Source organism: Microvirga lupini (assembly GCF_014191055.1).
Classification (GTDB): domain Bacteria; phylum Pseudomonadota; class Alphaproteobacteria; order Rhizobiales; family Beijerinckiaceae; genus Microvirga; species Microvirga lupini_A.
In genome coordinates, this window is record NZ_JACHWB010000001.1 from 1417761 (window position 1) to 1439972 (window position 22212).

Annotated in this window: 23 protein-coding genes; 9 read left to right on the plus strand and 14 right to left on the minus strand. The window is 63.2% G+C overall.

What is annotated here, in order from left to right; all coding sequences use genetic code 11:
* Positions 1-27: 27 nt before the first annotated feature.
* Positions 28-699, minus strand: coding sequence for a ribulose-phosphate 3-epimerase (gene rpe, locus FHR70_RS06915; protein WP_183448363.1), 672 nt, complete (start codon positions 697-699; stop codon positions 28-30).
* Between the two features lie 210 nt (positions 700-909).
* Here rpe and FHR70_RS06920 point away from each other — a divergent pair, with 210 nt between their 5' ends.
* Both FHR70_RS06920 and FHR70_RS06925 read left to right on the plus strand, forming a co-directional pair.
* Entirely contained in the window at positions 910-2151 is a 1242-nt protein-coding gene (locus FHR70_RS06920; RefSeq protein ID WP_183448365.1) for an NAD(P)/FAD-dependent oxidoreductase, read from the plus strand.
* Positions 2152-2824: 673 nt separating this feature from the next.
* Positions 2825-3406 carry a hypothetical protein gene (locus tag FHR70_RS06925; RefSeq protein WP_183448367.1) on the plus strand — a complete coding sequence of 194 codons (582 nt, stop codon included), beginning with the start codon at positions 2825-2827 and terminating at the stop codon, positions 3404-3406.
* A gap of 61 nt (positions 3407-3467) precedes the next feature.
* Here FHR70_RS06925 and FHR70_RS06930 read toward each other — a convergent pair whose 3' ends face one another.
* On the minus strand, positions 3468-4478 hold the full coding sequence (locus FHR70_RS06930; RefSeq protein WP_183448369.1) for a P1 family peptidase: 1011 nt from the start codon (positions 4476-4478) through the stop codon (positions 3468-3470).
* A 96-nt stretch (positions 4479-4574) separates the two neighbouring features.
* Here FHR70_RS06930 and FHR70_RS06935 point away from each other — a divergent pair, with 96 nt between their 5' ends.
* On the plus strand, positions 4575-5303 hold the full coding sequence (locus tag FHR70_RS06935) for a cytochrome c biogenesis CcdA family protein (RefSeq protein WP_183448371.1): 729 nt from the start codon (positions 4575-4577) through the stop codon (positions 5301-5303).
* A 72-nt stretch (positions 5304-5375) separates the two neighbouring features.
* Positions 5376-5843 (plus strand): DUF1203 domain-containing protein, encoded by a 468-nt coding sequence (locus FHR70_RS06940; protein WP_183448372.1) that lies wholly within the window; start codon positions 5376-5378, stop codon positions 5841-5843.
* A 2-nt stretch (positions 5844-5845) separates the two neighbouring features.
* On the opposite strand, the gene FHR70_RS06945 is transcribed toward FHR70_RS06940, so the two are convergent.
* The 7 genes from FHR70_RS06945 to FHR70_RS06975 all read right to left on the minus strand — a co-directional run bounded on the left by FHR70_RS06945 (position 5846) and on the right by FHR70_RS06975 (position 12010).
* Positions 5846-6226 (minus strand): ACT domain-containing protein, encoded by a 381-nt coding sequence (locus FHR70_RS06945; protein ID WP_183448374.1) that lies wholly within the window; start codon positions 6224-6226, stop codon positions 5846-5848.
* A gap of 90 nt (positions 6227-6316) precedes the next feature.
* Positions 6317-7444 (minus strand): branched-chain amino acid ABC transporter substrate-binding protein, encoded by a 1128-nt coding sequence (locus FHR70_RS06950; protein WP_183448376.1) that lies wholly within the window; start codon positions 7442-7444, stop codon positions 6317-6319.
* Positions 7445-7688: 244 nt separating this feature from the next.
* The gene (locus tag FHR70_RS06955; protein ID WP_183448378.1) at positions 7689-8051 is read right to left on the minus strand and encodes a DUF6867 family protein; all 363 of its coding nucleotides are present in this window, start codon (positions 8049-8051) and stop codon (positions 7689-7691) included.
* A complete protein-coding gene (locus FHR70_RS06960; protein WP_183448380.1) occupies positions 8051-8827 on the minus strand; it encodes an ABC transporter ATP-binding protein in 777 nt (258 codons plus the stop codon). Before FHR70_RS06960 ends, FHR70_RS06955 begins: the two co-directional genes overlap by 1 nt.
* Entirely contained in the window at positions 8824-9666 is an 843-nt protein-coding gene (locus tag FHR70_RS06965) for an ABC transporter ATP-binding protein (protein WP_183448382.1), read from the minus strand. The genes FHR70_RS06960 and FHR70_RS06965 overlap by 4 nt, the downstream gene beginning before the upstream one ends.
* The gene (livM, locus tag FHR70_RS06970) at positions 9666-11078 is read right to left on the minus strand and encodes a high-affinity branched-chain amino acid ABC transporter permease LivM (protein WP_246407811.1); all 1413 of its coding nucleotides are present in this window, start codon (positions 11076-11078) and stop codon (positions 9666-9668) included. Before livM ends, FHR70_RS06965 begins: the two co-directional genes overlap by 1 nt.
* Before the next feature lie 11 nt (positions 11079-11089).
* Entirely contained in the window at positions 11090-12010 is a 921-nt protein-coding gene (locus tag FHR70_RS06975; RefSeq protein WP_183448384.1) for a branched-chain amino acid ABC transporter permease, read from the minus strand.
* Between the two features lie 299 nt (positions 12011-12309).
* Between FHR70_RS06975 and FHR70_RS06980 the strand changes: the two genes are divergently transcribed.
* A complete protein-coding gene (locus FHR70_RS06980; protein ID WP_246407812.1) occupies positions 12310-12828 on the plus strand; it encodes a flavin reductase family protein in 519 nt (172 codons plus the stop codon).
* A 754-nt stretch (positions 12829-13582) separates the two neighbouring features.
* Positions 13583-15415, plus strand: coding sequence for a PAS domain-containing sensor histidine kinase (locus tag FHR70_RS06985; RefSeq protein WP_183448386.1), 1833 nt, complete (start codon positions 13583-13585; stop codon positions 15413-15415).
* Between the two features lie 165 nt (positions 15416-15580).
* Here FHR70_RS06985 and FHR70_RS06990 read toward each other — a convergent pair whose 3' ends face one another.
* Positions 15581-16429 carry a methionyl-tRNA formyltransferase gene (locus tag FHR70_RS06990; RefSeq protein WP_183448388.1) on the minus strand — a complete coding sequence of 283 codons (849 nt, stop codon included), beginning with the start codon at positions 16427-16429 and terminating at the stop codon, positions 15581-15583.
* A 310-nt stretch (positions 16430-16739) separates the two neighbouring features.
* On the opposite strand from FHR70_RS06990, the gene FHR70_RS06995 reads away from it, so the two are divergent.
* Together FHR70_RS06995 and FHR70_RS07000 are read left to right on the plus strand one after the other, a co-directional pair.
* A complete protein-coding gene (locus FHR70_RS06995) occupies positions 16740-17009 on the plus strand; it encodes an usg protein (RefSeq protein ID WP_183448390.1) in 270 nt (89 codons plus the stop codon).
* A 70-nt stretch (positions 17010-17079) separates the two neighbouring features.
* Complete coding sequence (locus FHR70_RS07000) at positions 17080-17676, plus strand: exopolysaccharide biosynthesis protein (protein ID WP_183448392.1); 597 nt, start codon at positions 17080-17082, stop codon at positions 17674-17676.
* 48 nt (positions 17677-17724) lie between these two features.
* Here FHR70_RS07000 and FHR70_RS07005 read toward each other — a convergent pair whose 3' ends face one another.
* From FHR70_RS07005 to map, 3 genes are all read right to left on the minus strand, one after another.
* Positions 17725-18186: a PRC-barrel domain-containing protein gene (locus tag FHR70_RS07005; protein ID WP_210277487.1), complete on the minus strand. Its 462-nt coding sequence runs from the start codon at positions 18184-18186 to the stop codon at positions 17725-17727.
* Positions 18187-18256: 70 nt separating this feature from the next.
* Positions 18257-18940 (minus strand): RadC family protein, encoded by a 684-nt coding sequence (radC, locus tag FHR70_RS07010; RefSeq protein WP_183448396.1) that lies wholly within the window; start codon positions 18938-18940, stop codon positions 18257-18259.
* A gap of 105 nt (positions 18941-19045) precedes the next feature.
* The gene (gene map / locus FHR70_RS07015) at positions 19046-19855 is read right to left on the minus strand and encodes a type I methionyl aminopeptidase (protein ID WP_183448398.1); all 810 of its coding nucleotides are present in this window, start codon (positions 19853-19855) and stop codon (positions 19046-19048) included.
* A gap of 260 nt (positions 19856-20115) precedes the next feature.
* On the opposite strand from map, the gene FHR70_RS07020 reads away from it, so the two are divergent.
* Positions 20116-20946 (plus strand): FkbM family methyltransferase, encoded by an 831-nt coding sequence (locus FHR70_RS07020; RefSeq protein ID WP_183448400.1) that lies wholly within the window; start codon positions 20116-20118, stop codon positions 20944-20946.
* Positions 20947-21121: 175 nt separating this feature from the next.
* On the opposite strand, the gene sfsA is transcribed toward FHR70_RS07020, so the two are convergent.
* Complete coding sequence (gene sfsA, locus FHR70_RS07025; protein ID WP_183448402.1) at positions 21122-21841, minus strand: DNA/RNA nuclease SfsA; 720 nt, start codon at positions 21839-21841, stop codon at positions 21122-21124.
* Between the last annotated feature and the right edge of the window lie 371 nt (positions 21842-22212).

Sequence of the window (22212 nt, forward strand, 5' to 3'; positions counted from 1 at the left end):
GCGCGGTAGCACGATAGGCCCCTGATCTCAACGCGCCTTTGCCGCCGCCTCGCGGATGGCTGCCATGTTGGCGGCGTAGGCCGAGGGACCGCCCTTGAAGGTGGCGGAGCCGGCGACGAGCACGTTGGCGCCGGCCTCGGCCACGAGCGGCGCGGTCTCGGCCGTCACGCCGCCGTCGATCTCGATATCGATGTCGCGGTCGCCGACCATCTCCTTGATCCGGCGCAGCTTGGTGCAGACGGAGGGAATGAAGGCCTGCCCGCCGAAGCCGGGATTGACCGTCATGAGGAGGATCAGGTCGACCTCGTCGATCACCGGCTCGATGGAGCCCTCGTGGGTGCCGGGATTGAGCACGATGCCGGCCTTCTTGCCGAGCTTGCGGATGGTCTGGAGCGACCGGTGCAGGTGCGGGCCCGCTTCCGCGTGGATGCTGATGACGTCCGCGCCCGCCTTGGCGAAGGCTTCGAGATAGGGATCGACCGGCGCGATCATCAGGTGCACGTCGAAGACCTTCTGGGTGTGGGGGCGCAGGGCCTTCACCACGTCGGGCCCGATGGTGATGTTCGGCACGAAGTGGCCGTCCATCACATCGATATGGATCCAGTCCGCGCCGGCGGCGTCGATGGCGCGGATTTCCTCTCCGAGCTTCGAGAAATCGGAGGCAAGGATCGAGGGGGCGATGAGGAGGGGGCGTGTCATGCCGCGGCGGTAGCACGAGCCTTTTTCCGCCGCAACGGGACATTGCGGCGCGAGCCCAACCAATTGAAGACCACTTGGCTGGGGAGAGGCTCTCTTGTGACAGGAAATCCGTGGACGCCTCCGAGCGAACGGGAGTAAAGATTGCCTCATCAATAGGCATGAACCTCGTCCTCCGATGCCGGACGACGAGTGGAACGGGGCAGGATCTCGATGCGTAAGGATGTGGTTGTTCTCGGGGCCGGGATCGTCGGCGTGTCCATTGCCGTGCACCTGCAGAAGCGCGGTCGTTCGGTCCTGCTGGTCGACAAGCGCAAGCCCGGCGAGGAAACCTCCTTCGGCAATGCCGGCCTGATCCAGCGTGAGGGCGTCTATCCGTACGGCTTCCCGCACGATTTCGGCGCGCTCCTGCGCTATGCGCTGAACAACACCATCGATGCCCATTACCACTGGGCCGCGATTCCGAAGCTTGCGCCTTTCCTGTGGCAGTACTGGATGCATTCGCGTCCCGCCCAGCACAAGGCGATCGCCCGGATGTATGCGCCCCTGATCGAGCGCAGCGTCACCGAGCACATGGCGCTGGCGGAAGAATCCGGCTCCACGCATCTGATCCGCCCGACCGGCTGGATGAAGGTATTCCGCGACGAGAAGAGCCGCGACGAGCAGTTCGCGGACGCCGAAGAGGTGAAGCGCGATTTCGGCGTCAATTTCGATGCCCTCGACACCAGAGCCGTGGCTGAGCGCGAGCCGCACCTCAAGGTGGAGACCAAGGGCGGGATCCACTGGACCGATCCGGCCTCCGTGTCGGATCCCCACATGCTCACCATGGGCTATGTCGGCCTGTTCGAGCGCCTTGGAGGCGAACTGGCGGCAGGGGATGCCAAGACCCTGGAAGAAACCCCGACGGGCTGGCGCGTCCAGACCGAGAGGGGGCCCGTGGAGGCCGGCGCCGTCGTCATCGCACTCGGCGCCTGGGCCGACGTGGTGACGACCAAGCTCGGCTACAACCTGCCGCTCGCGGTCAAGCGCGGCTACCACATGCATTACAAGCCGCAGGGCAATGCGGTGCTCAACCGGCCGACGCTCGATTTCGACCGCGGCTACTTCCTGGCGCCCATGTCGAAGGGCATCCGCCTCACCACGGGAGCCGAGTTCGCCAATCGTGACGCGCCGAAAACCCCGGTGCAACTCGGCCGCGCTGAGCCGATTGCGCGCGAGTTCTTCCCATTGGGCGAGCGGGTTGATCCGGAGCCGTGGATGGGCATGCGTCCCTGCACGCCGGATATGATGCCGGTCATCGGTCCGGCGCCCAAGCATAAGAACCTCTGGTTCGGCTTCGGTCACGCCCATCACGGCCTGACCCTCGGCCCCGTCACAGGCCGCCTCCTTGCCGAGATGATCACGGGCGAGCAGCCGGTGGTCGACCCGAAGCCTTACCGGGCCGACAGGTTCTAGGCACCTATCCATTCTGCCCTTGCCCTGAATGGCATCTCAAGAATCCCGTCCTATCCGTTTGGAGGGGAAAGGGCTTGAATGAGACAACAGACCCTTTATGATCTGCTCCAACGTTACGGGGGCACGGATGTCAGGGGGCGACCGGTCGCTGATCAGCGACATTTATGAGGCAGCGGTTGTTCCGGAGCGGTGGAAACACGCTCTCGATCAGATCTCCAGGATTGCAGGGGCAGAAGGTGGCTTCATCGCTGCCGGAACCACGAGAGGTGAACGATCCTGGGTAGCCACTGACTATTATCAACCGATTCTGTCTGAATGGTATGCCGATGGTTGGCATTTGAGGAACACGTGGTTCGAGCGTGGTCTCCAGCGTAAACGCCTCCAGTTTTTCGATGAGACTGACATCTTCGATCCTGGCGAAGTTGATACAATCCCCATGTATCGGGACTTCCACCGTATCCGTGGCGGAGGTTGGTCCGCGGGTGCCATTATGCGGGCTCCTGGTGGCAGCCTCATCTGCATGCGCTTCGAGCGGCCCTACCATCGGGGTCCGTTGGAGCAGGAAACCAGAGCTAACCTTAATCTCCTCCGATCTCATCTCGCGCGCGCATCGTTTCTGTTCACAAAACTCGGAACGCGGCAGGCTCGCTCGACGGTTTCTGCTTTGCAGTTCATGGATGTTCCCGCTGCGGTGCTTACCCGGAATGGCCGCCTGCTGGCCTGCAATGCAGCCATGGAGTCCCGACTGTCGCAAGTCAGCGTAGGAGTCGGTAATCGGGTCATCTTCGCGGATGAGGATGCTCAGCGCATCTTGTGCGAGAGCCTCGAGCGGATCACCGCTGGTCTCCTCGACCAGTTGCGCGGCCCCATTCCGATTCGGGCTACGGAGGACCATGGACCAGCCGTTGCCTATCTGATCCCGATGCGAGGGGCCGCTCAGGATCTTTTCGGCTGTGAGACTACACTCCTCATGATCCGGCCGGCCGAGTCGGAAAACAGGCTCATGGATCTGGTGCGGACCCGGTTCTTCATCGATGCAGGCGAGGCTCAGCGCTGGGCAAGGATCGTCGCAGCCGCATCCCCTAGGTTGGCCGCGACTCTTCTGGCCTCGACCGAAAATGTACAGGCCCTTCTGGATCGTACGCTCGGCAGAACCCAGAGCGGACAGGAAGCTCGCATTGCGAGCCTCCTGTGGCGGCTTGGAGATGATCCTGAATACCGTCCCAGCACAAGACATCCGGCGCTGCTACACTAGGGCCATGCAAATCCGAACGGCTGAGCCAGCGGAACGGCGGCTTGGTTTGTGTAGGAGGCCCCTAATCCCCGAAGCTTTCTCCGAACAGGTCCCGCCAAGCGGGCTGCGCGCCATGATAGGGTAGGGCCGTGGCTTCATAGACGCCGCGCGCGATGGCGCGGGTCAGGCAATCGGCAGCAAGAGCGGTGAGTTCCGTGAACTCCGCCGCCTCGTCCCGCAGGGGTTTACGCCCGGTGGCGGCAGCGAAGATCGTGTCGCCGTCGAACAGGGCATGGGAGAAGCGTAAGGCCCGGGCGAGACCCGCATGAGACGCGATGGCAAGGCGCTTGGCCTGCGCCTTCGTCAGCACTGCATCGGTGGCGACCAAGGCAATGGTGGTAGCCGGCTGGGGCCCGCCTTTCCAGATAAGGGAGCGCATCTCGGAACTGACCCGCGAGGGAAGCCCCAGCCCGCCGAACTCGTTCCCTTCCTCGAGAGCGCCGGCCCAGAAATACGGACCGTCACCGATGACGGCAGAGGCCACGGCATTCACCACCACAAGCGCCCCGACCGTATGCCCGGAAGAGGTGACGGTACTGGCCGAGCCGAGCCCGCCCTTCAGGTTGGCCGTGGTCGCCCCATAGCCGCCCCCTATGGTGCCGAGAGCAAAGTCGCGCCCGGCCTGTTCAGCAGCCTGAAATCCAAGCTCCCGATAGGGCGGATACCGACCCCATTCCTTGTTCCCGCCATTGAGGAGATCGAAGCTGGAGGCTTGGCAGACGATGGGGACGAGAGCCTCCCGAACCGCAAAGCCGATCCCCTGCTCCTTGAGGGATGCCTGCACACCGCTTGCCGCATCGAGGCCGAAGGCGGAGCCGCCGGAGAGGACGATGCCATGGATGCTGGGCACCATCTTCTCAGGATCGAGCAGATCCGTCTCGCGGGTGGCGGGCGCTCCGCCCATGGCAAAGCAGGAGGCGACGGCGGGCTCGTCGAACAAGGCCACCGTGACGCCGGAGCCGAGGGCCGCGTCATGGGCATTGCCGATGCGAAGGCCTGCCACGTCCGTGATGAGATTGCGGGCTTCAGTCATGGCCCCAAGCAAACCGGAAACCGGATCCCTTCACAAGCTGGCGAAGAGGCGTTTCACCGGCTTTCTAAGAAAGAGCCAACGGGATAGAAGCCTTCCATGCTCAGCGTTTCCTTCCCGGCCGCGGCCCTCGGCGGCCTCATCAGCTTCTTGAGCCCCTGCGTGCTGCCGCTGGTGCCGCCTTATCTGTCGTTTCTCGCCGGCACCACGTTCGACCAGCTGAGCGCGGGCGACGACCGCGCGGTCCGCAGGAGGGCGGTACTGGCGGCGCTCCTGTTCGTGGCGGGCTTCTCAACCGTGTTCGTGCTGCTTGGCGCTACCGCCTCGGCGCTCGGTCAGGTGATCCGGCAGTATCTTGATGTCCTGAGCACCGTGGCGGGCATCGCGATCATCGTCATGGGGCTGCATTTCCTCGGGGTTTTCCGCATCGGCCTGTTCTACCGCGAGGCGCGCTTCAGCGTGAACAGGCCTGTCGGGCTCTGGGGCGCCTATCTCATGGGATTGGCCTTCGCCTTCGGCTGGACCCCCTGCATCGGTCCCGTGCTGGCGGCGATCCTCACCGTGGCGGGCTCGGAGGACAGCGTGTCTCAAGGAGCTCTGCTGCTGGCGGCTTATTCGGCGGGCCTCGGCATCCCCTTCCTGCTTGCGGCCTTCGCCATGAAGCCCTTCGTGGCTCTTCTCAAGCGGGTACGCTCCCGCTTCGTGCTGATCGAGAAGACCATGGGGGTCCTCCTGGTCCTGACCGGCATTGCGTTCCTCACCGGCTGGATCACCAACATGTCGTTCTGGCTCCTGGAGACGTTCCCGGCGCTTGGGCGTCTCGGATAAGGTTGCACAGGAATCGGGTCGCTGACCCAGGACTGCATTGGCATGGTGGCGGTCTCTAAGAGGAGATCACCCATGACGTTCCAGATCCGCGGCCTCGATGCCGAACCCTTCGCAGAGTTGTTCCAGTTCGATGAGGCCGCTCTCAAGGCTCTCGGGGCCAAGCGAGTCGTTGCCGATGCCTCCGACATGTATCCCTGCCGGATTGCGCTGAAGCGCGTCGAGGAAGGTGAGGAGCTTCTGCTGCTCAACCATGCCCATCAGACAAATCCGGGCTCGCCATACCGCTCGGCCGGACCGATCTTCGTCAGCCGCTCGGCCAGAACCGGGAGCTACCGGGGCGAACTTCCGCCGATGATGCGGGACCGGCTGCTGTCCCTGCGCGCCTATGATGCCAACGCCTTCATCGTCGATGCCGAGGTGGGCGAGGGCGGGGAGGTGGTGAGCCTGATCGAGCGCTTCCTCGCCAACCCGGAGGTGGCGCATGTGGATGCCCATTTCGCCCGACGCGGGTGCTTCGCGGCGCGGATCGAGCGGGCCTAAGGTCAGACGTCGACCCGGTGCCCTGCAGCCCGCAGGGCCTCGATCGCTCGATCCGTATCCTGCTCCTTCACCAGCACGTAATCGGTGCTGAAGGTCGAGGTGGCAAAGATGCCGATGCCGCCCCTGGCCAGGGGTTCGAGCATGGACGCGAGGATCCCCGGCACGCCGAAGTCGAAGCTCTGCATGATCCGAAAGCACCGCCAGCGCGCATCGACTTCCGCATCGGAAGGTGCTTGATCAAGAGCGCACACAAGCGTCGTTTCCTCGACGGCCTGCACCAGAAGCGAGAAGGCTCCCGGTTCGGGCAGGCTGACTGCCGTTCCGGCCGGGAAGCGGCAGACGGCATAGGTGTCTGCGAGCAGGGAGACGGTGAGGCTGGGCATGATCTGGACCATCCGGAGTGGGGGATTCATGAGAAAACCCGCCCTGTTGCCAGGGCGGGCTTCCAATCGTTCGGCTTTCAGGCCGGTCGATTACATGGCGAGTTCGTTGCCGGTGTAGTCGATCTTGCCGTCAGCGCCCTTCTTCCAGACGTACATGATGTAGTCCGGACGGGTGATGTCGCCCTTCTTGTCGTAGGAGATGTCGCCGATCACAGTCTTGAACGGCTTGCCCGACTTCATGATGTCGGCAACCTTCTTGCCATCGGTGCCGCCAGCTTGCTTCGCAGCCTCGGCCAGGATCTGGGCGGCGGCGTAGCTGTACAGGGTGTAGGCTTCCGGCTCGTAGTTCTTGGCCTTGAACTTGGCCACCACGTCCTTCGCGTTCGGGTTCTTGCGCGGATCCGGCGAGAAGGTCATCAGGGTGCCTTCGGCGCCAGGGCCGGCGATCGAGGTGAACTCGGCCGACACGATGCCGTCGCCCGACATCATCGGAGCCTGGAGGCCCTGGTCGCGCATCTGGCGGATGATGAGGCCGGCTTCCGTGTGGAGGCCGCCGAAGTAGACGACGTCAACGCCGGCCTGCTTCAGCTTCGACACGAGCGCGGAATAGTCCTTCTCGCCCGGGTTCACGCCTTCATAGACAACTTCCTTCAGGCCCTTGGCATTCATGGCCTTCTGGGTCTCGTCGGCAAGGCCCTTTCCATAGGGGGTCTTGTCGTGCACGACGGCGACCTTCTTGCCCTTGAACTTGTCGGCGAGATAGCCGCCGGCAACGGCGCCCTGCTGGTCGTCACGACCGCAGGTGCGGAAGGTGTTCCACATGCCGCGCTCGGTGAACTGCGGGTTCGTCGAAGCCGGGGTGACCTGCACGATACCGGCTTCCTCGTAGACCTGCGAGGCCGGGATGGAGACGCCGGAGTTGAAGTGGCCGACGACGAACTTCACGCCTTCAGCGGCGAACTTGTTCGCCACCGACACGCCCTGCTTGGGGTCGGAGACGTCATCGCCGACGACGATCTGCAGCTTCTGGCCGTTGATGCCGCCAGCTGCGTTGATGTCTTCGACCGCCTGCTCGACGCCGTTCTTCAGCTGGGCGCCGAAAGCCGCGTTCGGGCCGGTGATGGGGCCAGCGACGCCGATCTTGATCTGGGCGCTGGCTGCGCTGGAGAAGGCGAGGCCAAGACCGAGGGCTACGCCGGTCAACAGCATTTTTTTCATGAGGTCACTCCTCTGGGTGGTTTTATAGGCCCCTCTTCCTCGTGGGGCCGGTTTGACGGGAGACCCGTCATCCGAGGTGACATCATGCTGGTTTTTAAGCGGATGTCACCTGGGAATCTTTTGGACCGGGGCATGGGCCCCAAAAGTGGAAACCACCTTTGGGATCAAACCGATGCTCCGTTTTTTTAAAGCGCCGCATCGTTCTGTGCGGAAAACCGGGACCACTTTTCCGAACGATGCGTCATTAGCCCTTGGTAGTAGGTGCCTTTTCCCGCCAGGAAAACGGGCCGGTCCGCTCGTAAAGCCAGCGGTACTGCGTCGTCATCATGCGGGCCCGACGGTACTGGAATCCCAAGGCCCCGATGATCAGCAGCACGATGGTGTCGACGGCATAGTAATGGATCGACAGCAGGGTTCCGCCGAACAGGGCAAAGTGGATGAAGCGCACCGCCGCACCCAGGATGAACAGGTAGAGGATCAGGGTCCAGAACGGGCGCCAGGTGAGCGCGATGGCCCGGCCGGTCATCCAGGCCGCCCAGCCGCCCATGATCACGGTGATGAGAAGGAAGAGCCAGATCGACGGCTCTTCGTAGAGGATGCCCTGCATCAGTGATGCCCCCCTTCGAGATAGGCTGCTCGGACCTGCGGATCGTTGAGGAGATCCTTGCCGGTGCCGCTCATGGTGATGTTGCCCGTCACCATCACGTAGCCGCGATGGGCCAGCTTGAGGGCGTGGTAGGCGTTCTGCTCCACGAGGAAGACGGTCATGCCGTCCTTCTCATTGAGCTCTTTGATGATCTCGAAGATCTGCTTGACGATCAGCGGGGCCAGGCCCAGGGAGGGCTCGTCCAGGAGGAGGAGCTTGGGGCGGCTCATGAGCGCGCGGGCGATGGCCAGCATCTGCTGCTCGCCGCCCGACAGGGTGCCGCCGCGCTGCTGCAGGCGCTCCTTCAGGCGCGGAAACAGGGTGCAGACCCGCTCAAGGTCCTGGTCGAAATGGGCCAGCCCGTTCATCGAGGCTCCCATCTGGAGGTTCTCGAACACGGTCATGCGCGGGAAGATGCGCCGGCCTTCAGGCGATTGGGCGATCGACAGGCGGGCGATCTCGTGGGTAGGCATCCTGGTGATGTCCTGGCCCGCATAGGTGATCGTTCCCTCGCGGGCCCGCGGATTGCCGAAGATCGTCATCATCAGCGTCGACTTGCCGGCACCGTTGGCGCCGATCAGCGTGACGATCTCGCCCTCGTTGACATCCATGTCCACGCCCTTGAGGGCGATGATGTTGCCGTAATAGGTCTTCACGCCGCGCACGCTCAGAAGCGGCTGGCGGGATGCGGCTCCTTGCGCGCTCTGCATCGCGATACTTGCTCCAGCGGTGCTCATGCGCCGATCTCCGCTTCAACCTTCTCGATTTCCTCGTCGGCCACGCCGAGATAGGCGGCGATGACCTTGGGATCGTTCCTGACCTCGGCGGGTGCGCCATCCGAGATCTTGGTGCCGTAATCGAGCACCACCACGTGGTCCGAGATCTGCATCACCACCGACATGTCGTGCTCGATCAGCAGGATCGAGGTGCCATGGTCCTTACGGATCGACAGGAGCAGCTCGTTGAGCTCCAGCGACTCGCGCGGGTTGAGACCGGCCGCCGGCTCGTCGAGGCAGAGCAGGAGAGGGTCGGTGCACATGGCGCGGGCGATCTCCAGGCGGCGCTGATCGCCGTAGGGGAGGTCGCCGGCCGGTTCGTCGGCGCGATGGATGAGCCGGGTCTTCTCCAGCCAGAACTTGGCCTTCTCGATGGCCTCCTTCTCGGCCTTGCGGTAGCCGCCCAGCCCAAGAACGCCGAGGAAGGTGAATCCCGAGGCGATCATCAGCGGGTTGTGCTGAGCCACCAGCAGGTTCTCGAGCAGGGTCATGCCGGAGAACAGACGGATGTTCTGGAAGGTTCGGGCGACCTTGCCCTTCCAGTTGATGTCGAAGCCCGGCAGCCGCTCCAGCAGGAGGTGCGAGCCGTCGGGCTTGCGCATGGCGATCATGCCCTCCGTCGGCTTGTAGAAGCCGGTGAGACAGTTGAAGACCGTGGTCTTGCCGGCACCGTTCGGACCGATGAGCGCCGTGATGTCGCCGCGCCCGGCCTGGAAGGAGAGGTCGTTGACGGCCACGAGACCGCCGAAGCGCATCGTGAGATGCTGTACGTCGAGGATGGGATCCTGCAGCCAGCGCATTAGCCGTGTCCTTCCTTCACGAGCGAGCCGGAAATGGCCTTGCGCTCTTTCAAGATCACCGAGGGTTCACGTTCCGAAATCAGGCCGCGCGGACGCCAGACCATCATGGCCACCATGCCGGCACCGAAGAGCAGCAGGCGGTATTCGTTCGGGTCGAAGCCCGCACCGAAGATGGACTGGAGGAAGGTCAGGTTGCGCAGGATCTCGGGGCCGCCGACCAGCACGATGGCGGCGATCGCCACGCCGATCTGCGAGCCCATGCCGCCGAGCACCACGATGGCCAGGATGATCGCCGATTCCAGGAAGTTGAAGCTTTCCGGTGAGACGAAGCCCTGGCGGACCGCGAAGAACGATCCCGCAAAGCCGCCGAACATGGCCCCGATGGAGAAGGCCGTCAGCTTGGTGTTGGTGGTGTTGATGCCGAGCGACCGGCAGGCGATCTCGTCCTCGCGCAGGGCTTCCCAGGCGCGACCCACGGGAAGCTTGCGCAGCCGCATGGTCACGAAGTTGGTGATCAGCGCCAGCACCAGGATGAGGTAGTAGAGGAAGATCATCCGGTGCATGCCGTTGAACTCGAGCCCGAAGGTCTGAGCAAAACCGCCTTCGCCCGCTGTGAAGGGCAGGCCGAAGAAGGTCGCACGCGGGATCGACGAGATGCCGGCGCCGCCATTGGTCAAATCCACCCAGTTGATGAGCACGAGGCGGATGATCTCACCGAAGGCCAGGGTCACGATGGCGAGATAGTCGCCGCGCAGGCGCAGCACCGGGAAGCCCAGGATCATGCCCCAGAAGGCCGCCAGGATGCCGGCGAGCGGCAGGCAGATCCAGAAAGACAGGCCGAAGGTGGTGGAGAGCAGGGCGTAGGAATAGGCGCCGACGGCATAGAAGGCCACGTAGCCCAGATCGAGCAGGCCGGCGAGGCCGACCACGATGTTCAGGCCCCAGCCGAGCATCACGTAGGTGAGGATCAGGATGCCCAGATCGACCCAATAGCGCGACTCGTTCAATCCGCCCTGGATCAGGTAGATCAGGAGCGGAAAGGTCAGCGCCACGCCGAGGAAGAAGGGCACGCCGAAACGGGACACCTTCTGGAAGGCGCTCGGCTCCGCGTGAACCGCCTCGGTGGCCTGATGTGCGCTCGGCGTCGCCTGGCGATAGGCCCGCGAGGCCGTGAACGCGTGCAGCGCCAGGCGAAGCCCGAACACGATGGCAACCACGATCGCCACCAGACCCCAGCGGGGCGTGAGGAAGAGATCGGCGCCGCTCTGGTCCGTCTTGTAGGCCAGGATCGGGATCGAGAGTCCCAGAGTGATCAGGGCGCTCTTGAAGGAGTCCTTCAAGGCTGCGCCGAAGTCGAAGTTGCGCGTCACGGCCTCGGTCTGGGCCGTGCTGGTGATGGAAGGAGCATTCATGTGCGGGCTCCTTAAACCTTCTCGACCTCAGGCCGTCCGAGAATGCCGGAGGGCATGAAGATCAGAACGATGGCGAGGATCGAGAACGCAGCCACATCCTTGTACTCGATCGAGAAATAGGCCGACCAGAAGGTCTCGATGAGGCCGATGATCAGCCCGCCCAGCACGGCGCCGGGAAGCGAGCCGATGCCACCCAGAACCGCCGCCGTGAAGGCCTTCACGCCGGGCACGAAGCCGTCGTTGAAGCTCACGACGCCATAATACAGCAGGTACATGGTGCCGGCGACCGACGCGAGGGCCGCGCCGATGACGAAGGTCAGCGAGATCGTCCGGTCCACGTTGATGCCGAGCAGTGCCGCCATCTTGCGGTCCTGCTCGCAGGCACGCTGGGCACGTCCGAGGGAGGTCTTCTGGACGAGATACCAGAAGATCGTCAGCAGCACGGCGGTCACCGCCATGATGATGATCTGCTTGTAGGAGAGGGCGACGTTGTAGCCGCTTTCGCCCTGGAACAGCACGATCACGTCCTGGACCATCGGCGGGGTCGGCTTGTTGCGCGCTCCCTGAGCGACCTGAACGAAGTTGGACAGGAAGATCGAAACGCCGATGGCAGAGATCAGGGGCGCGAGGCGGAAGGAGCCGCGCAGGGGCCGGTAGGCGATCCGCTCGATGGCCCAGCCCCACAGGGAGGTGAGCGCCATCGCGACGACGAGCACGATGAGCAGCGCCAGTGCGACGGACGAGATCCCGAGCCAAGCGGTCAGGATCAGGAAGAAGATGAGCGAGATGAAAGCGGAGAGCATGAAGACGTCGCCGTGGGCGAAGTTCACCATGCCGATGATGCCGAAGACCATCGTGTAGCCGATGGCGATGAGGCCGTAGATCGACCCCAGAGTCAGCCCATTGATGAGCTGCTGCACAAAAATTTCCATGTCCTACCCTTGCCCCTCTGGAACGGGGTCATTTTTTGGGAACAACGCAGGAAAGCACGATGTGTGATCATCGCCAAGCCTGACGTAAGGTGCGGGTGTCTCTAGCAAAACGATTTTCATTCGACAACGTACTGTTACGATTCCTATCAGCCCAATTGATGGAAATTGTGCCAAAGGCTGATGGAATGTGCGGCACGTGGGCCGAATGGCGGCCGCCTTCCCTTGCGGGGACCGAGGAACCATATGGCTTTGACGGCCTTGTGCTCAGCCCAAAAGAGTGGAAGAGGCTTGCTTGGATTATGATGTTGAAGACACAAGCCTCTCCGCATTCCACCCCCGGCTCGGACGCCCTGCTCTTTCGGGAGGGCATGAGCCGGGTCGCCGGTGCCGTCCATGTGGTCACGACAGATGGTGCCGCCGGCCGTGGGGGCTTCACGGCCACGGCCGTGACGCCCGTGACCGACAGCCCGGCCTCGCTCCTGGTCTGCGTGAACACAGGTTCCCGATCGGCTCAGGCTCTGCTGTCGAACCGGGTCTTCTGCGTGAATACCCTCGCGGCGGCCGATGCGGAGCTGGCGGATATCTTCGCCGGGCGGGCCGGCCTGCAGGGGGCGGAACGCTTCAGCAGAGGCGCCTGGGACATTCTGGAGACCGGGGCGCCCGGCCTGACGACGAGCCTTGTTTCCTTCGACTGCCGGATCAGCGACGCCCGGGTGGTCGCCACCCACCACGTGATCATCGGCGAGATCATCGGCATCCGATTGGGCGAACAGAGGCCGCCTCTCATCTATCACGGGCGGCACTATCACGAATTGTGAGCCTAAGGGGACAGACGGAAAGGCCTCCCCACCCGCCGTTGCCAGCAAATGAGGAGGCCTCCCGGTCCTGAAGGCTCAGATGAGCCTTCGTGAACTCAATGAATGGATCACGGTGCGGTTTCAGCTTCGCGGAAAATTTCAGGGAAAGAGCCCGCAACAAAAGAGAGGGCCAGCCTGCCGGGATTAAGCAGGGCGGCCCTCAGTTATGAAGGGCTGTAGGTGAACAGTACCTCCAAAGGATTAACTCCGAAGAGGTGTAGAAGGTTCAACCTGGAGGCGAGTTTTCGGCAGCCAGAACGAAAAAAGCCCCTCGCGAGGTCGCGAAGGGCTTTGAGGGTCTCGAAGACCTGGGGGCACGTGGCCTTCGCTGAGGGGCAATGCCTTTACGGAAACTTTGTTCCGCAACAGCGAGATCCTGCGAGCAGGTGCTCATCCGACAAGGGATCATGGACGGAAGCGGCTTCATTGGGGTATTTCCTCAGATCGATGCAGCCCTGCCCAATCCCTTGAAGCCAAGTCTCTGGGGCTTATGTAGTTCTGTCACATTGCAACCTCGACTCGCGGGCCACGAGCAAGACATGCCGAGCAACTGGAGCCGATCTGATCCTGGCATGGTCGAACGATCCCGCACATCAGCGTGTCGTATAGGCCGCTCATGAGCGATGGCCTGCTCGAAGGGGCTTCGTCCTCTCTTCCCAAACCGGCGGAGGCCACCGCGCCAATAGCTTGTTCTTGGCTGCAGGGCGGGGGCGAGATGGAGCGGCGTATCCGGGCTCACGATTGGGCGGCCACCCCGCTCGGTTCTCTGCCGTCCTGGCCCCAGAGCCTTCGCACCGTTGCCGAACTGATGCTCGGTGCCCGGCAACCGGTCTTTGTCGTCTGGGGAACCGATCTTACGCTGCTCTACAACGACAGCTTCGGGGCAATCCTCGGTCCAACGCATCCGGCAGCGCTCGGCAGGCCTTTCGGCGAATGTTGGCCAGAGACGTGGCATCGAACCATCATTGAATCGGCTTTGTCAGGTGATGCAGAGAAAGCCGCCTCGCATTCTGATCCATCGGGCAAGCGGTTGGGCTGGATGATTGGCGGGTTCACCTTCTCCTGGACGCCCATCAGGGATGATACAGGCAAGGTGGCCGGGCTTTACTGCGTCGGGGAAGAGGCGGGCGACCACGCTCCCACGGAGGAGCGCCTCAGGCAGGTACAGGATGCGGCGCGGATTGGCAGCTTCGACTTCGACCGCGAGACCGGCAGAGCGGTCGCCTCGCCGGAGTACCTGGAGCTGTATGGGCTGCCGGGCAACTGCTCCGGCGCCTTCTCGTATGAGGAATGGGTCAGCCTGATCCATCCCGAAGATCGGGAATGGATCGAAGCCGAAACGCGCAGGGCGGTCGCCGATCCCACTCGCCACCAGCTCGAATACGATTTCCGGATCATCCGCGCCGATACCGGTCAGATGCGATGGATCACGGCGCGTACCAAGCTGATGCGGGACACGGACGGACGTTTCATCCGCTCCCTCGGGGCTCAATGGGACATTACCGCCGAGAAGGATACGCAGGTGGCTCTGCGTGAAAGCGAGGAGCGCTACCGCTCGTTCATCACTCACAGTTCCGAGGGCATATGGCTCCTGGAATTCTCCCCTCCGCTCGACGCGAGCCTGCCCGTAGACGAGCAGGTCGAACTGGCCTATCGCAACGGTCGCTTCGTGGACTGCAATGATGCCATGGCGCGCATGTATGGGCTTGCGCGGGCCGATGATCTCATCGGCAAGACCCTCGACTTCCCGATGCCTTCATCCGACCCTGAGGCCAGAGCCTATCTGGCCGGCATCGTCAGCTCCGGCTACAGCGTCACCGGGGTCGAATCCGTCGAGCAGGATGCTGACGGCAACCCCAAATACTTCGACAACAGCATCATTCCGGTCATCGAGAACAATCGGCTGAAGCGGCTCTGGGGCATCCAGCGCGACATTACCGAGCGCAGGAGGGCTGAGGAGCAGCGTACGCTTCTGATCAACGAGCTGAACCACCGGGTGAAGAATACCCTGGCGACAGTGCAGTCCATTGCCGCTCAGACCCTGCGCAATGCCCCGACGATGCAAGAGGCCAAGGAGGCCTTCGAAGGGCGCCTGATGGCCTTGGCGCGCGCTCACGACGTTCTCACAACGGAGAACTGGGAGGGGGCGGAACTCAAGGATGTCGTCGCTGAGGCTCTCGCGCCGTATCGATCGTTCGGGGAGGACCGTCTCACGGCGACGGGACCTGAGGTTCGGTTGCTGCCCCGCATCGCATTGGCGTTGTCGATGGCGCTTCAGGAGCTGACCACGAATGCCGTGAAGCATGGCGCCCTGTCGAATGCGACAGGACGGGTCGATATCGTCTGGGACGTCACGCGGGCGGAACATGCAAGCCGTCTGCATCTTCGCTGGCAGGAGAGCGGCGGCCCGCCGGTGCGGACCCCGACACGCCAGGGCTTCGGCTCCCGTCTGATCGAACGCAGTCTCGCGCGCGAGCTCAATGGTGACGTCCAGATCACATTCCACCCTGGCGGTGTCCTGTGCACGGTGGATGCTCCGCTTGCCTAGAAGGCGCGATGAGCGTGTGAGCGGATTGGAACCATCCATCGGAAAAGGCCTTTGACCAGCACGTGGTTTTACAAAGGTGATCCGATGCTGAGGCTCATTCGCAATCTTTTCATCCTCCGGCAGGCCTGGAAGATGATCAAACGCAGGCGCTAGAGGTTTGGCTGCCTATCCTCGTCTCGCGGGACCCGGCGCGTAGGGGCTCCATCCGCTGATCTGCACGAAACCGTCACGGGTGGCGACCACCATGTGCTTGCGATGACGATGGACGAGGGTGCCGGGCCTGTAGCGGTGCGGCTCCTCCCAGCCTGAGGCCTCCCAGACATAGACATAGCGCGACTCGATCTGGGCGAAGGCTTCGATGGAGCCGAAGGCGCGGATGGTGCGCAGCACGTCCCGCACGCCACCGTTCCAGTTTACGGTTCTCTGCGCCTGCGTGACCCTGGGCCAGTAGGTGCCCGGCCCCTGGGGCCTTGCCTCATCCCAGAGACGGGGCAGGTCTGAAGCGATCTCCGCAGCAAGTTCCTTGGCGGCTATCTGGCATTTGGACAGCAGGGTATCGTGGGATTCCGCATGGCTCAGTGCAAAACGCTTCTGAGCCACGATGGCGCCGGTATCGAAGGCCGGCTCGAGGATGTGGGCCGTCATTCCCCATTCGGACAAGCCGTCGAGGATGGCCTGAAAAAGCGGGTAGGGCCCCCGTCCCAGGGGCAGGGGCGAGGGGTGGAAGTTGACCGCATACGGGAGGTGCCGTTCCCAACCGGTGATCAGCCACGGATAGCCCGCAACCACCAGCGCCTCGCAGCCCATGGCTTTCAGGCCGGCGAGATCGGCCGGGAGAATGCGCGACATCTGCACCGGCAAACGCATCGAGCGGGCCCGGGACAAGGTCACGTCGTTGAAGTCGTAGATGCTGTCGCAGGGGCGGCTGAACAGCTTCACGGGCTCCCAGCCCCTGGCGAGAAACGTCTCGAAAACATCTCCCAGAAAATCGATTCCCGCGAAGGCGAAGCGCATTCCCGGTGATCTCCTTTCACGATGCTTCCACTGGGACCTTGATCCGAGCACTCAATGCAAGATCGCGTGGATGTGCAAGCCCATATGCGCATCGTGCGGAAAAGTGGTTCCGGTTTTCCGCATCAACGATGCGCTTGGAAAATGAGCATCGGGTGGATCTCAAAAGTGCCCTCCACTTTTGGGCCCCATGCGCTTGCGGGAACCTGAAAACCCACTCAAGATTTAGCCTTGAGCATAGGGCAGGAGACCGCCTGCGCTTTCCAGGTGGATTCCTGTCGCAAGGCTCGTTCGGGCTTGAGAAGGAATTCGCATGGTCTCAAAAGATTTCATCCGCCAGATGGAAGGCTACGGGCTGACGACCGCCAAGATCCTGTATCGCATGCCGGATCACCCGTCCTTTCTGCAGACCTATGTCTGGCAGGAATATGATCTGGCGCCACGGTTTCCCGTTCTCATCGACTTTCTCGACTTCTGGAAGCGGGAACTCGCAGGACCCCTGCACTCGGTCACCGTTACCCATGCGCAGCTGATCCGCCCCGCCGAGTTCAGGGCGATTCAGGGGGAGATCAACATTCATTGATACGCCTTGGCCCCGAACGTTAAGTCAGGTACAGAGGCGCCCTGAGCATCCCCGAACCTGCCAGGGCTCCTTGTTTTCCAACGCGCGCACTTCCCAGATCCTGCTCGCCCTCGCGTCCCAGCCGGGCGAGCGCCTCACCGTGCGCGAGATCATGGCGGTTCTTCAGGACCGGGCCTTCGCGCTCCTGATCGTTCTGCTGGGGCTGCCCAACTGCCTTCCCATGCCGCCGCCGATCCCTCTGGTCTGTGGCCTGCTGCTGGCGCTCGTCGCCGTTCAGATCGTTTTCGGGCGCGAGGCGCCTTGGCTTCCGCGCCAGCTCATGAATCGTTCCATGGCCCGAACGGACGTCGAGCGGGCCGTGGGCCGGGCCGTTCCGGTGTTTCGCCGGCTCGAGCGCATTTCCCGGCCCCGCATGACCTTCCTGGACACGCCGCTCGCCATGCGTCTCATGGGCGCGGTCATCCTGATTTTGTCGCTGGGTCTTCTCTTCGCGCCGCCCTTCGTGGGGCAGATCCCGCTGGGTCTGGCGGTGTGCCTCGTCGGACTCGGGCTTGTCGAGCGGGACGGTTTCGTCGTGGTGGGAGGGCTCCTGATCGGCTCCATCGGCCTGACCTTGAGCCTCGGCTTCGTCTACGCGATCTTTACCGGCATCGACACGCTGATCTGAAGGGGCCTGCGGCTGACCGGATCGGCCAGCCGCAGGTTTTAGATAGAGTTAGTCGTCATCTTCGTCGAACTCGGGAGCCGACTTGAGCTGATCCACAGGCATGTTCACCATGATCCGCATGTCGTCGCTGTTGCGGGTCGTGGTGGATCCGGAGCCCTGGACGGAGCCGGTGGTCGCAGCGTCTGCGGCATTCATCTGGACGGCGCTCAGGGGCAGGGCGACGGTGCGGTCGCCCAGGCCTTTATCGACCTCGATCACCACGGCCACAACCTTGCCGCTGCGGTCGAGCACCAGATCCTCGACATCGCCGATATCCTTGTTGTCGGCACCCACCACGTCCTCATCCATGATCTTGGAGGCGAGCATCTGGCCGGCCTCGAGGCGCGTGATGAAGTTCACACCGGCCGGGGCCGTGGCGTTGGAGGAGGGCTGGGCCGGGGTGGTCTGAGCCATGGCGGCCGAGGCCAGGAGGGTGGAGCCGAGCAGGCCGGCGGTGAGCAGCATTTTCATCATTATCTCCCAATGATCGTTACTCGTGGGGGTGTAACGCCGTCGGGAGGGGTTGGTTCTGCCGTCAAGCTCAGATCAGGCGCAGGCCCTTGAGGCTGGCATGACCCTCGCGGCCGACGATGATGTGGTCGTGGACGGTGATCCCCAAGGGTTTCGCCACATCGATGATCTCGCGGGTCATCTTGATGTCGGCGGAGGACGGCGTGGGGTCGCCGGAAGGGTGGTTGTGGACCAGGATCAGGGCCGAGGCGGAGAGCTCCAGCGCCCGCTTGACCACCTCGCGCGGATAGACCGGCGTGTGGTCGATTGTGCCCGATTGCTGCACCTCGTCGGCGATGAGCGCGTTGCGCTTGTCGAGGAAGAGCAGGCGGAATTGCTCCTTGTCCATGAACGCCATGGCGGTGCGGCAATAATCGATGACCGAGGTCCAGGAGGACAGGACGGGGCGCTTGGCCACCTCGCCCTTGGCGAGGCGCCGGGCGGAAGCCTCTACGATCTTCAGGTCCGTGACCACGCTCTCGCCGATCCCGTCCACCTCCATAAGCCGGGCAGGCGTGGCGGCGAGCACCTCGGCGAAGGTGCCGAAACGCTTCAAGAGTTCCTTGGCGATGGGCTTCACGTCCCGGCGCGGGATGGAACGGAAGAGCACGAGCTCCAGAAGCTCGTAATCCGGCACGGCATCGCCGCCCACCTCCATGAAGCGGGCACGCAGCCGGTCGCGATGGCCGTGATAATGGGGAAGGTCGTCGCTCATGCCCGCCCGTAGCTTCCTGCCTCGGTGTGCTCAGCCGAAAGATCCGAAGCACCATTGTTACCTTGTAGGCCAGAAGCGATGCGGCAGGCTAGTGCCGAGCTTGTCTCAAGAAGGCTTGTCCAGCCCCTTCGGCGAATAGGTGAAGACCTCTGCGGCGGTCTCCGTCACACCCACCATGTGCTCGAACTGGGCCGAGAGAGAGCGGTCGCGGGTCACGGCGGTCCATCCGTCGGCCAGGACCTTCACCTGGGGCCGCCCGAGATTGATCATGGGCTCGATGGTGAAGAACATGCCGGGCTTCAGCTCCACGTTGTAGGCCGGCTCCACATAATGGAGGATCGTCGGCGAGTCGTGGAAGACTTTGCCGATGCCGTGGCCGCAGAAGTCCCGCACCACGGAGCAGCGCTCGGCTTCCGCGTAGGACTGGATCGCCGCGCCGATGTCGTTGGTGGTCGCGCCCGGCTTCACGGCTGCGATGCCGCGCAGGAGGCATTCATACGTGATCTCGCAGAGCCGCTGGGCCCGGCGCGGCACCTCGCCCACATAGTACATGCGGCTCGAATCGCCGTGCCACCCGTCGAGGATCAGGGTCACGTCGACATTCATGATGTCGCCGTCGCGCAGGGGCTTGTCGTTGGGGATGCCGTGGCAGACCACGTGATTGATCGAGGTGCAGATCGTCTTGGTGTAGCCGCGGTAGTTCAGACAGGCCGGATAGGCGCCATGCTGGCGGATGAAGTCGAAGGCGAGCTTGTCCAGAAACTCGGTCGTGACTCCGGGCTTCACGTGCTCCGAGAGCATGTCCAGGCACTCGGCCACCATGCGCCCGGCACGGCGCATCCCTTCGAAGTCCGCAGGGCCGTGCAGCGGGATCTCGGCGGCGCGCTTGCGCTCCACAACATCGGTCTCGGTCATTCTCAATCCTTGAACTCTTGCCCGGAATGTAAGGATCGCCGCCCGCGACGCAAGCTAAAGCATCGGACCCAAAATCGGATTTGCACTTTTGGGATCCATCCGATGCTTTCTTTATCAATGAGAGCATCGTTGGGCGCGAAAAACCGGGAGCCACTTTTCCGCACGATGCTCTAATGTCCACATGCCCCGCTTGCGATTGGCGCACGAGGGTGTCATGAGCAACCCTGTTCATCCGGTTCGCGGCTTTGGATTCCTCGGTTATGAATGACACCCGCCCCTTTGGGGACTTTGCGCCTTCAGGTCTCACCCGCTGGGTGATCGACCGCACGCGCGGGTTGCCCGAGGGCTGGGCGGGCCGGAGGCTGGCCCTGATGATGCGCCACCTGGCTATGAAGATGCTCAAGGGCCCGCCGCTCGATCTCGAAACCTTCGGCGTGCGGATGCGTCTTTACCCCTACAAGAACGTCTGCGAGCGCCGGCTTCTCTTCACGCCGCAATATTTCGATGCCGATGAGCTCAAGATCCTGGCCTCTCGGATCCAGGAGGGCTTCACCTTCATCGATGTGGGCTCGAATGTCGGCTGGTACGCCCTGTACCTCGCCCGGGAGGCCGGCCCCGCCGTCGCGACCAGGATCCTGGCCGTCGAGCCTCAGCCGGAGATTTTCGACCGGCTGATCTACAACATTCGCCAAAACCCGTTCGGGACGATCAAGGCGGTCGACTGCGCCATTGCCGACAAGACGGGCGAACTCACCCTGTTCCTCGACCCTCACAACCGGGGCGAGGCCAGTCTCAAGATCGTGAACTCGAGCCAGACGGACGCGATCCGCGTCCCCGCCGTGACCCTGCTCGATCTTCTGAATCGGGAAGGGCTGACCCGCATCGACGCGATCAAGCTCGATGTGGAGGGCGCCGAGGACCTTGTCCTGGGACCGTTTTTCCGGGATGCGCCGGCCTCGCTCTATCCGTCCGTGTTCATCGTGGCGAATGTGCCGGAACGCTGGCAGGCCGATGTGATCGGGCTCCTCACGGGCAGGGGCTACCGGCAGATTCTGGAAACCAAGATGAACCTGGTTTTCGAGCGCTCCTGAAAATCCGGCGCAAAATCGGCCTTACCTTAAGCCCTTATCCTGAGGGGATTGCGCCAGCAATCTGTCTCGAAGGACGAGGGCGTCTCCAGAGAACACTGGAACCTCCTTCGAGATGGCCGCTGCGCGACCTCCTCAGGATGAGGTCGAGTGGTTGTGAGCTGGCCTCTAAGGAGGCCTACCGAGGCGTCACGATCTCCACCGGCCGGTCGATGGTGACCTCCTGGGGCGTGATGCGGCAGACATAGGCGTAGGACTCCACCCCCGCGGCGAGGGCGTGCCGGAACGCCTTGTCGTAGGCCGGGTCGATGTCGCGGGCCACGTCGAAGCGCTCGGCATCCATCTGGATGACGTAGACGAGGGCGGCTCTCGCGCCTTCAGCCTTCATGTCGGCCAGCTCGTAGAGATGCTTGGCGCTGCGGGCGGCGACGCAATCCGGGAACTCGGCGAAGCCCGCCTCGCGCATGAGGTGGCAGTTCTTGACCTCCAGGTAGCAGGGCGGCTCGCCGTCCTTCTCCAGCAGGAAGTCCACGCGGCTGTTCTTGCCGTACTTCACCTCGGGCCGGACGCGGTCGTAAGCCGCGAACGGCGCGAGGCGCCCCTCCCGCAGGGCCTCGGCCACCAGCAGGTTGGGCCGTGACGTGTTGATCCCGATGAGCTGGAGCGGACCGCCGCCGGCTGCGACCTCCACGAATTCCCAGTTGTACTTGAGCTTTCGGTTGGGGTTCGACGCCCGTGAGAGAAAGACCCGGCTGCCGGGCTCCTTCAGGCCCATCATGGCCCCGGGATTGGCGCAGTGGGCGGTCACCACCTCGCCGGTGTCGAGCTCGATATCAGCCAGAAATCGCTTGTAGCGCTCGATGAGACGGCCCTCGAGCAGGGTTTCCTGAAAACGCATCCAGTACCAACATTCGACTGTAAAAATCCCTGGTAACAGGGGAGAAGCCTCGGGTTCAACCCGCCCCGCAGAGTGTCATCCCCGACGCATGCTGTGCGGGACGGGGATCCACTCACCGTGGAGCAGCAGATGGTTTTCCTTTCCCTCCGTGCTGCTCCGGCCGGGAATGACACCCCCACCGTTCCCACCGGACGTATTCCGAGATCCCCTTGATTCCACCCATAGGCCTCATCCTGAGGAGCAGCGCAGCTGCGTCTCGAAGGATCGTCCAGCGCCCTCTGGAGCCTCCTTCGAGACGGTCGCTTAAGCGACCTCCTCAGGATGAGGTCGAAGGGGGCGGGTGGGTTCTTGTTCTCGTTTCGTTCTTGACA

What these genes read in the sequence shown, in the direction of transcription:
- FHR70_RS06990 (WP_183448388.1), bottom strand. Translation starts at nt 16,429, where the DNA reads ATGCGCTTCGCCTTCGCGGGAATCGATTTTCTGGGAGATGTTTTCGAG.
- radC (WP_183448396.1), bottom strand. Translation starts at nt 18,940, where the DNA reads ATGAGCGACGACCTTCCCCATTATCACGGCCATCGCGACCGGCTGCGT.
- FHR70_RS06935 (WP_183448371.1), top strand. Translation starts at nt 4,575, where the DNA reads ATGCTCAGCGTTTCCTTCCCGGCCGCGGCCCTCGGCGGCCTCATCAGC.
- livM (WP_246407811.1), bottom strand. Translation starts at nt 11,078, where the DNA reads ATGAATGCTCCTTCCATCACCAGCACGGCCCAGACCGAGGCCGTGACG.
- FHR70_RS06995 (WP_183448390.1), top strand. Translation starts at nt 16,740, where the DNA reads ATGGTCTCAAAAGATTTCATCCGCCAGATGGAAGGCTACGGGCTGACG.
- FHR70_RS06930 (WP_183448369.1), bottom strand. Translation starts at nt 4,478, where the DNA reads ATGACTGAAGCCCGCAATCTCATCACGGACGTGGCAGGCCTTCGCATC.
- FHR70_RS06940 (WP_183448372.1), top strand. Translation starts at nt 5,376, where the DNA reads ATGACGTTCCAGATCCGCGGCCTCGATGCCGAACCCTTCGCAGAGTTG.
- FHR70_RS06945 (WP_183448374.1), bottom strand. Translation starts at nt 6,226, where the DNA reads ATGCCCAGCCTCACCGTCTCCCTGCTCGCAGACACCTATGCCGTCTGC.
- FHR70_RS06975 (WP_183448384.1), bottom strand. Translation starts at nt 12,010, where the DNA reads ATGGAAATTTTTGTGCAGCAGCTCATCAATGGGCTGACTCTGGGGTCG.
- FHR70_RS06965 (WP_183448382.1), bottom strand. Translation starts at nt 9,666, where the DNA reads ATGCGCTGGCTGCAGGATCCCATCCTCGACGTACAGCATCTCACGATG.
- FHR70_RS07005 (WP_210277487.1), bottom strand. Translation starts at nt 18,186, where the DNA reads ATGAAAATGCTGCTCACCGCCGGCCTGCTCGGCTCCACCCTCCTGGCC.
- FHR70_RS07020 (WP_183448400.1), top strand. Translation starts at nt 20,116, where the DNA reads ATGAATGACACCCGCCCCTTTGGGGACTTTGCGCCTTCAGGTCTCACC.
- FHR70_RS06985 (WP_183448386.1), top strand. Translation starts at nt 13,583, where the DNA reads ATGGAGCGGCGTATCCGGGCTCACGATTGGGCGGCCACCCCGCTCGGT.
- FHR70_RS06955 (WP_183448378.1), bottom strand. Translation starts at nt 8,051, where the DNA reads ATGCAGGGCATCCTCTACGAAGAGCCGTCGATCTGGCTCTTCCTTCTC.
- FHR70_RS06920 (WP_183448365.1), top strand. Translation starts at nt 910, where the DNA reads ATGCGTAAGGATGTGGTTGTTCTCGGGGCCGGGATCGTCGGCGTGTCC.
- sfsA (WP_183448402.1), bottom strand. Translation starts at nt 21,841, where the DNA reads ATGCGTTTTCAGGAAACCCTGCTCGAGGGCCGTCTCATCGAGCGCTAC.
- rpe (WP_183448363.1), bottom strand. Translation starts at nt 699, where the DNA reads ATGACACGCCCCCTCCTCATCGCCCCCTCGATCCTTGCCTCCGATTTC.
- FHR70_RS06960 (WP_183448380.1), bottom strand. Translation starts at nt 8,827, where the DNA reads ATGAGCACCGCTGGAGCAAGTATCGCGATGCAGAGCGCGCAAGGAGCC.
- FHR70_RS06925 (WP_183448367.1), top strand. Translation starts at nt 2,825, where the DNA reads ATGGATGTTCCCGCTGCGGTGCTTACCCGGAATGGCCGCCTGCTGGCC.
- FHR70_RS06950 (WP_183448376.1), bottom strand. Translation starts at nt 7,444, where the DNA reads ATGAAAAAAATGCTGTTGACCGGCGTAGCCCTCGGTCTTGGCCTCGCC.
- FHR70_RS06980 (WP_246407812.1), top strand. Translation starts at nt 12,310, where the DNA reads ATGATGTTGAAGACACAAGCCTCTCCGCATTCCACCCCCGGCTCGGAC.
- map (WP_183448398.1), bottom strand. Translation starts at nt 19,855, where the DNA reads ATGACCGAGACCGATGTTGTGGAGCGCAAGCGCGCCGCCGAGATCCCG.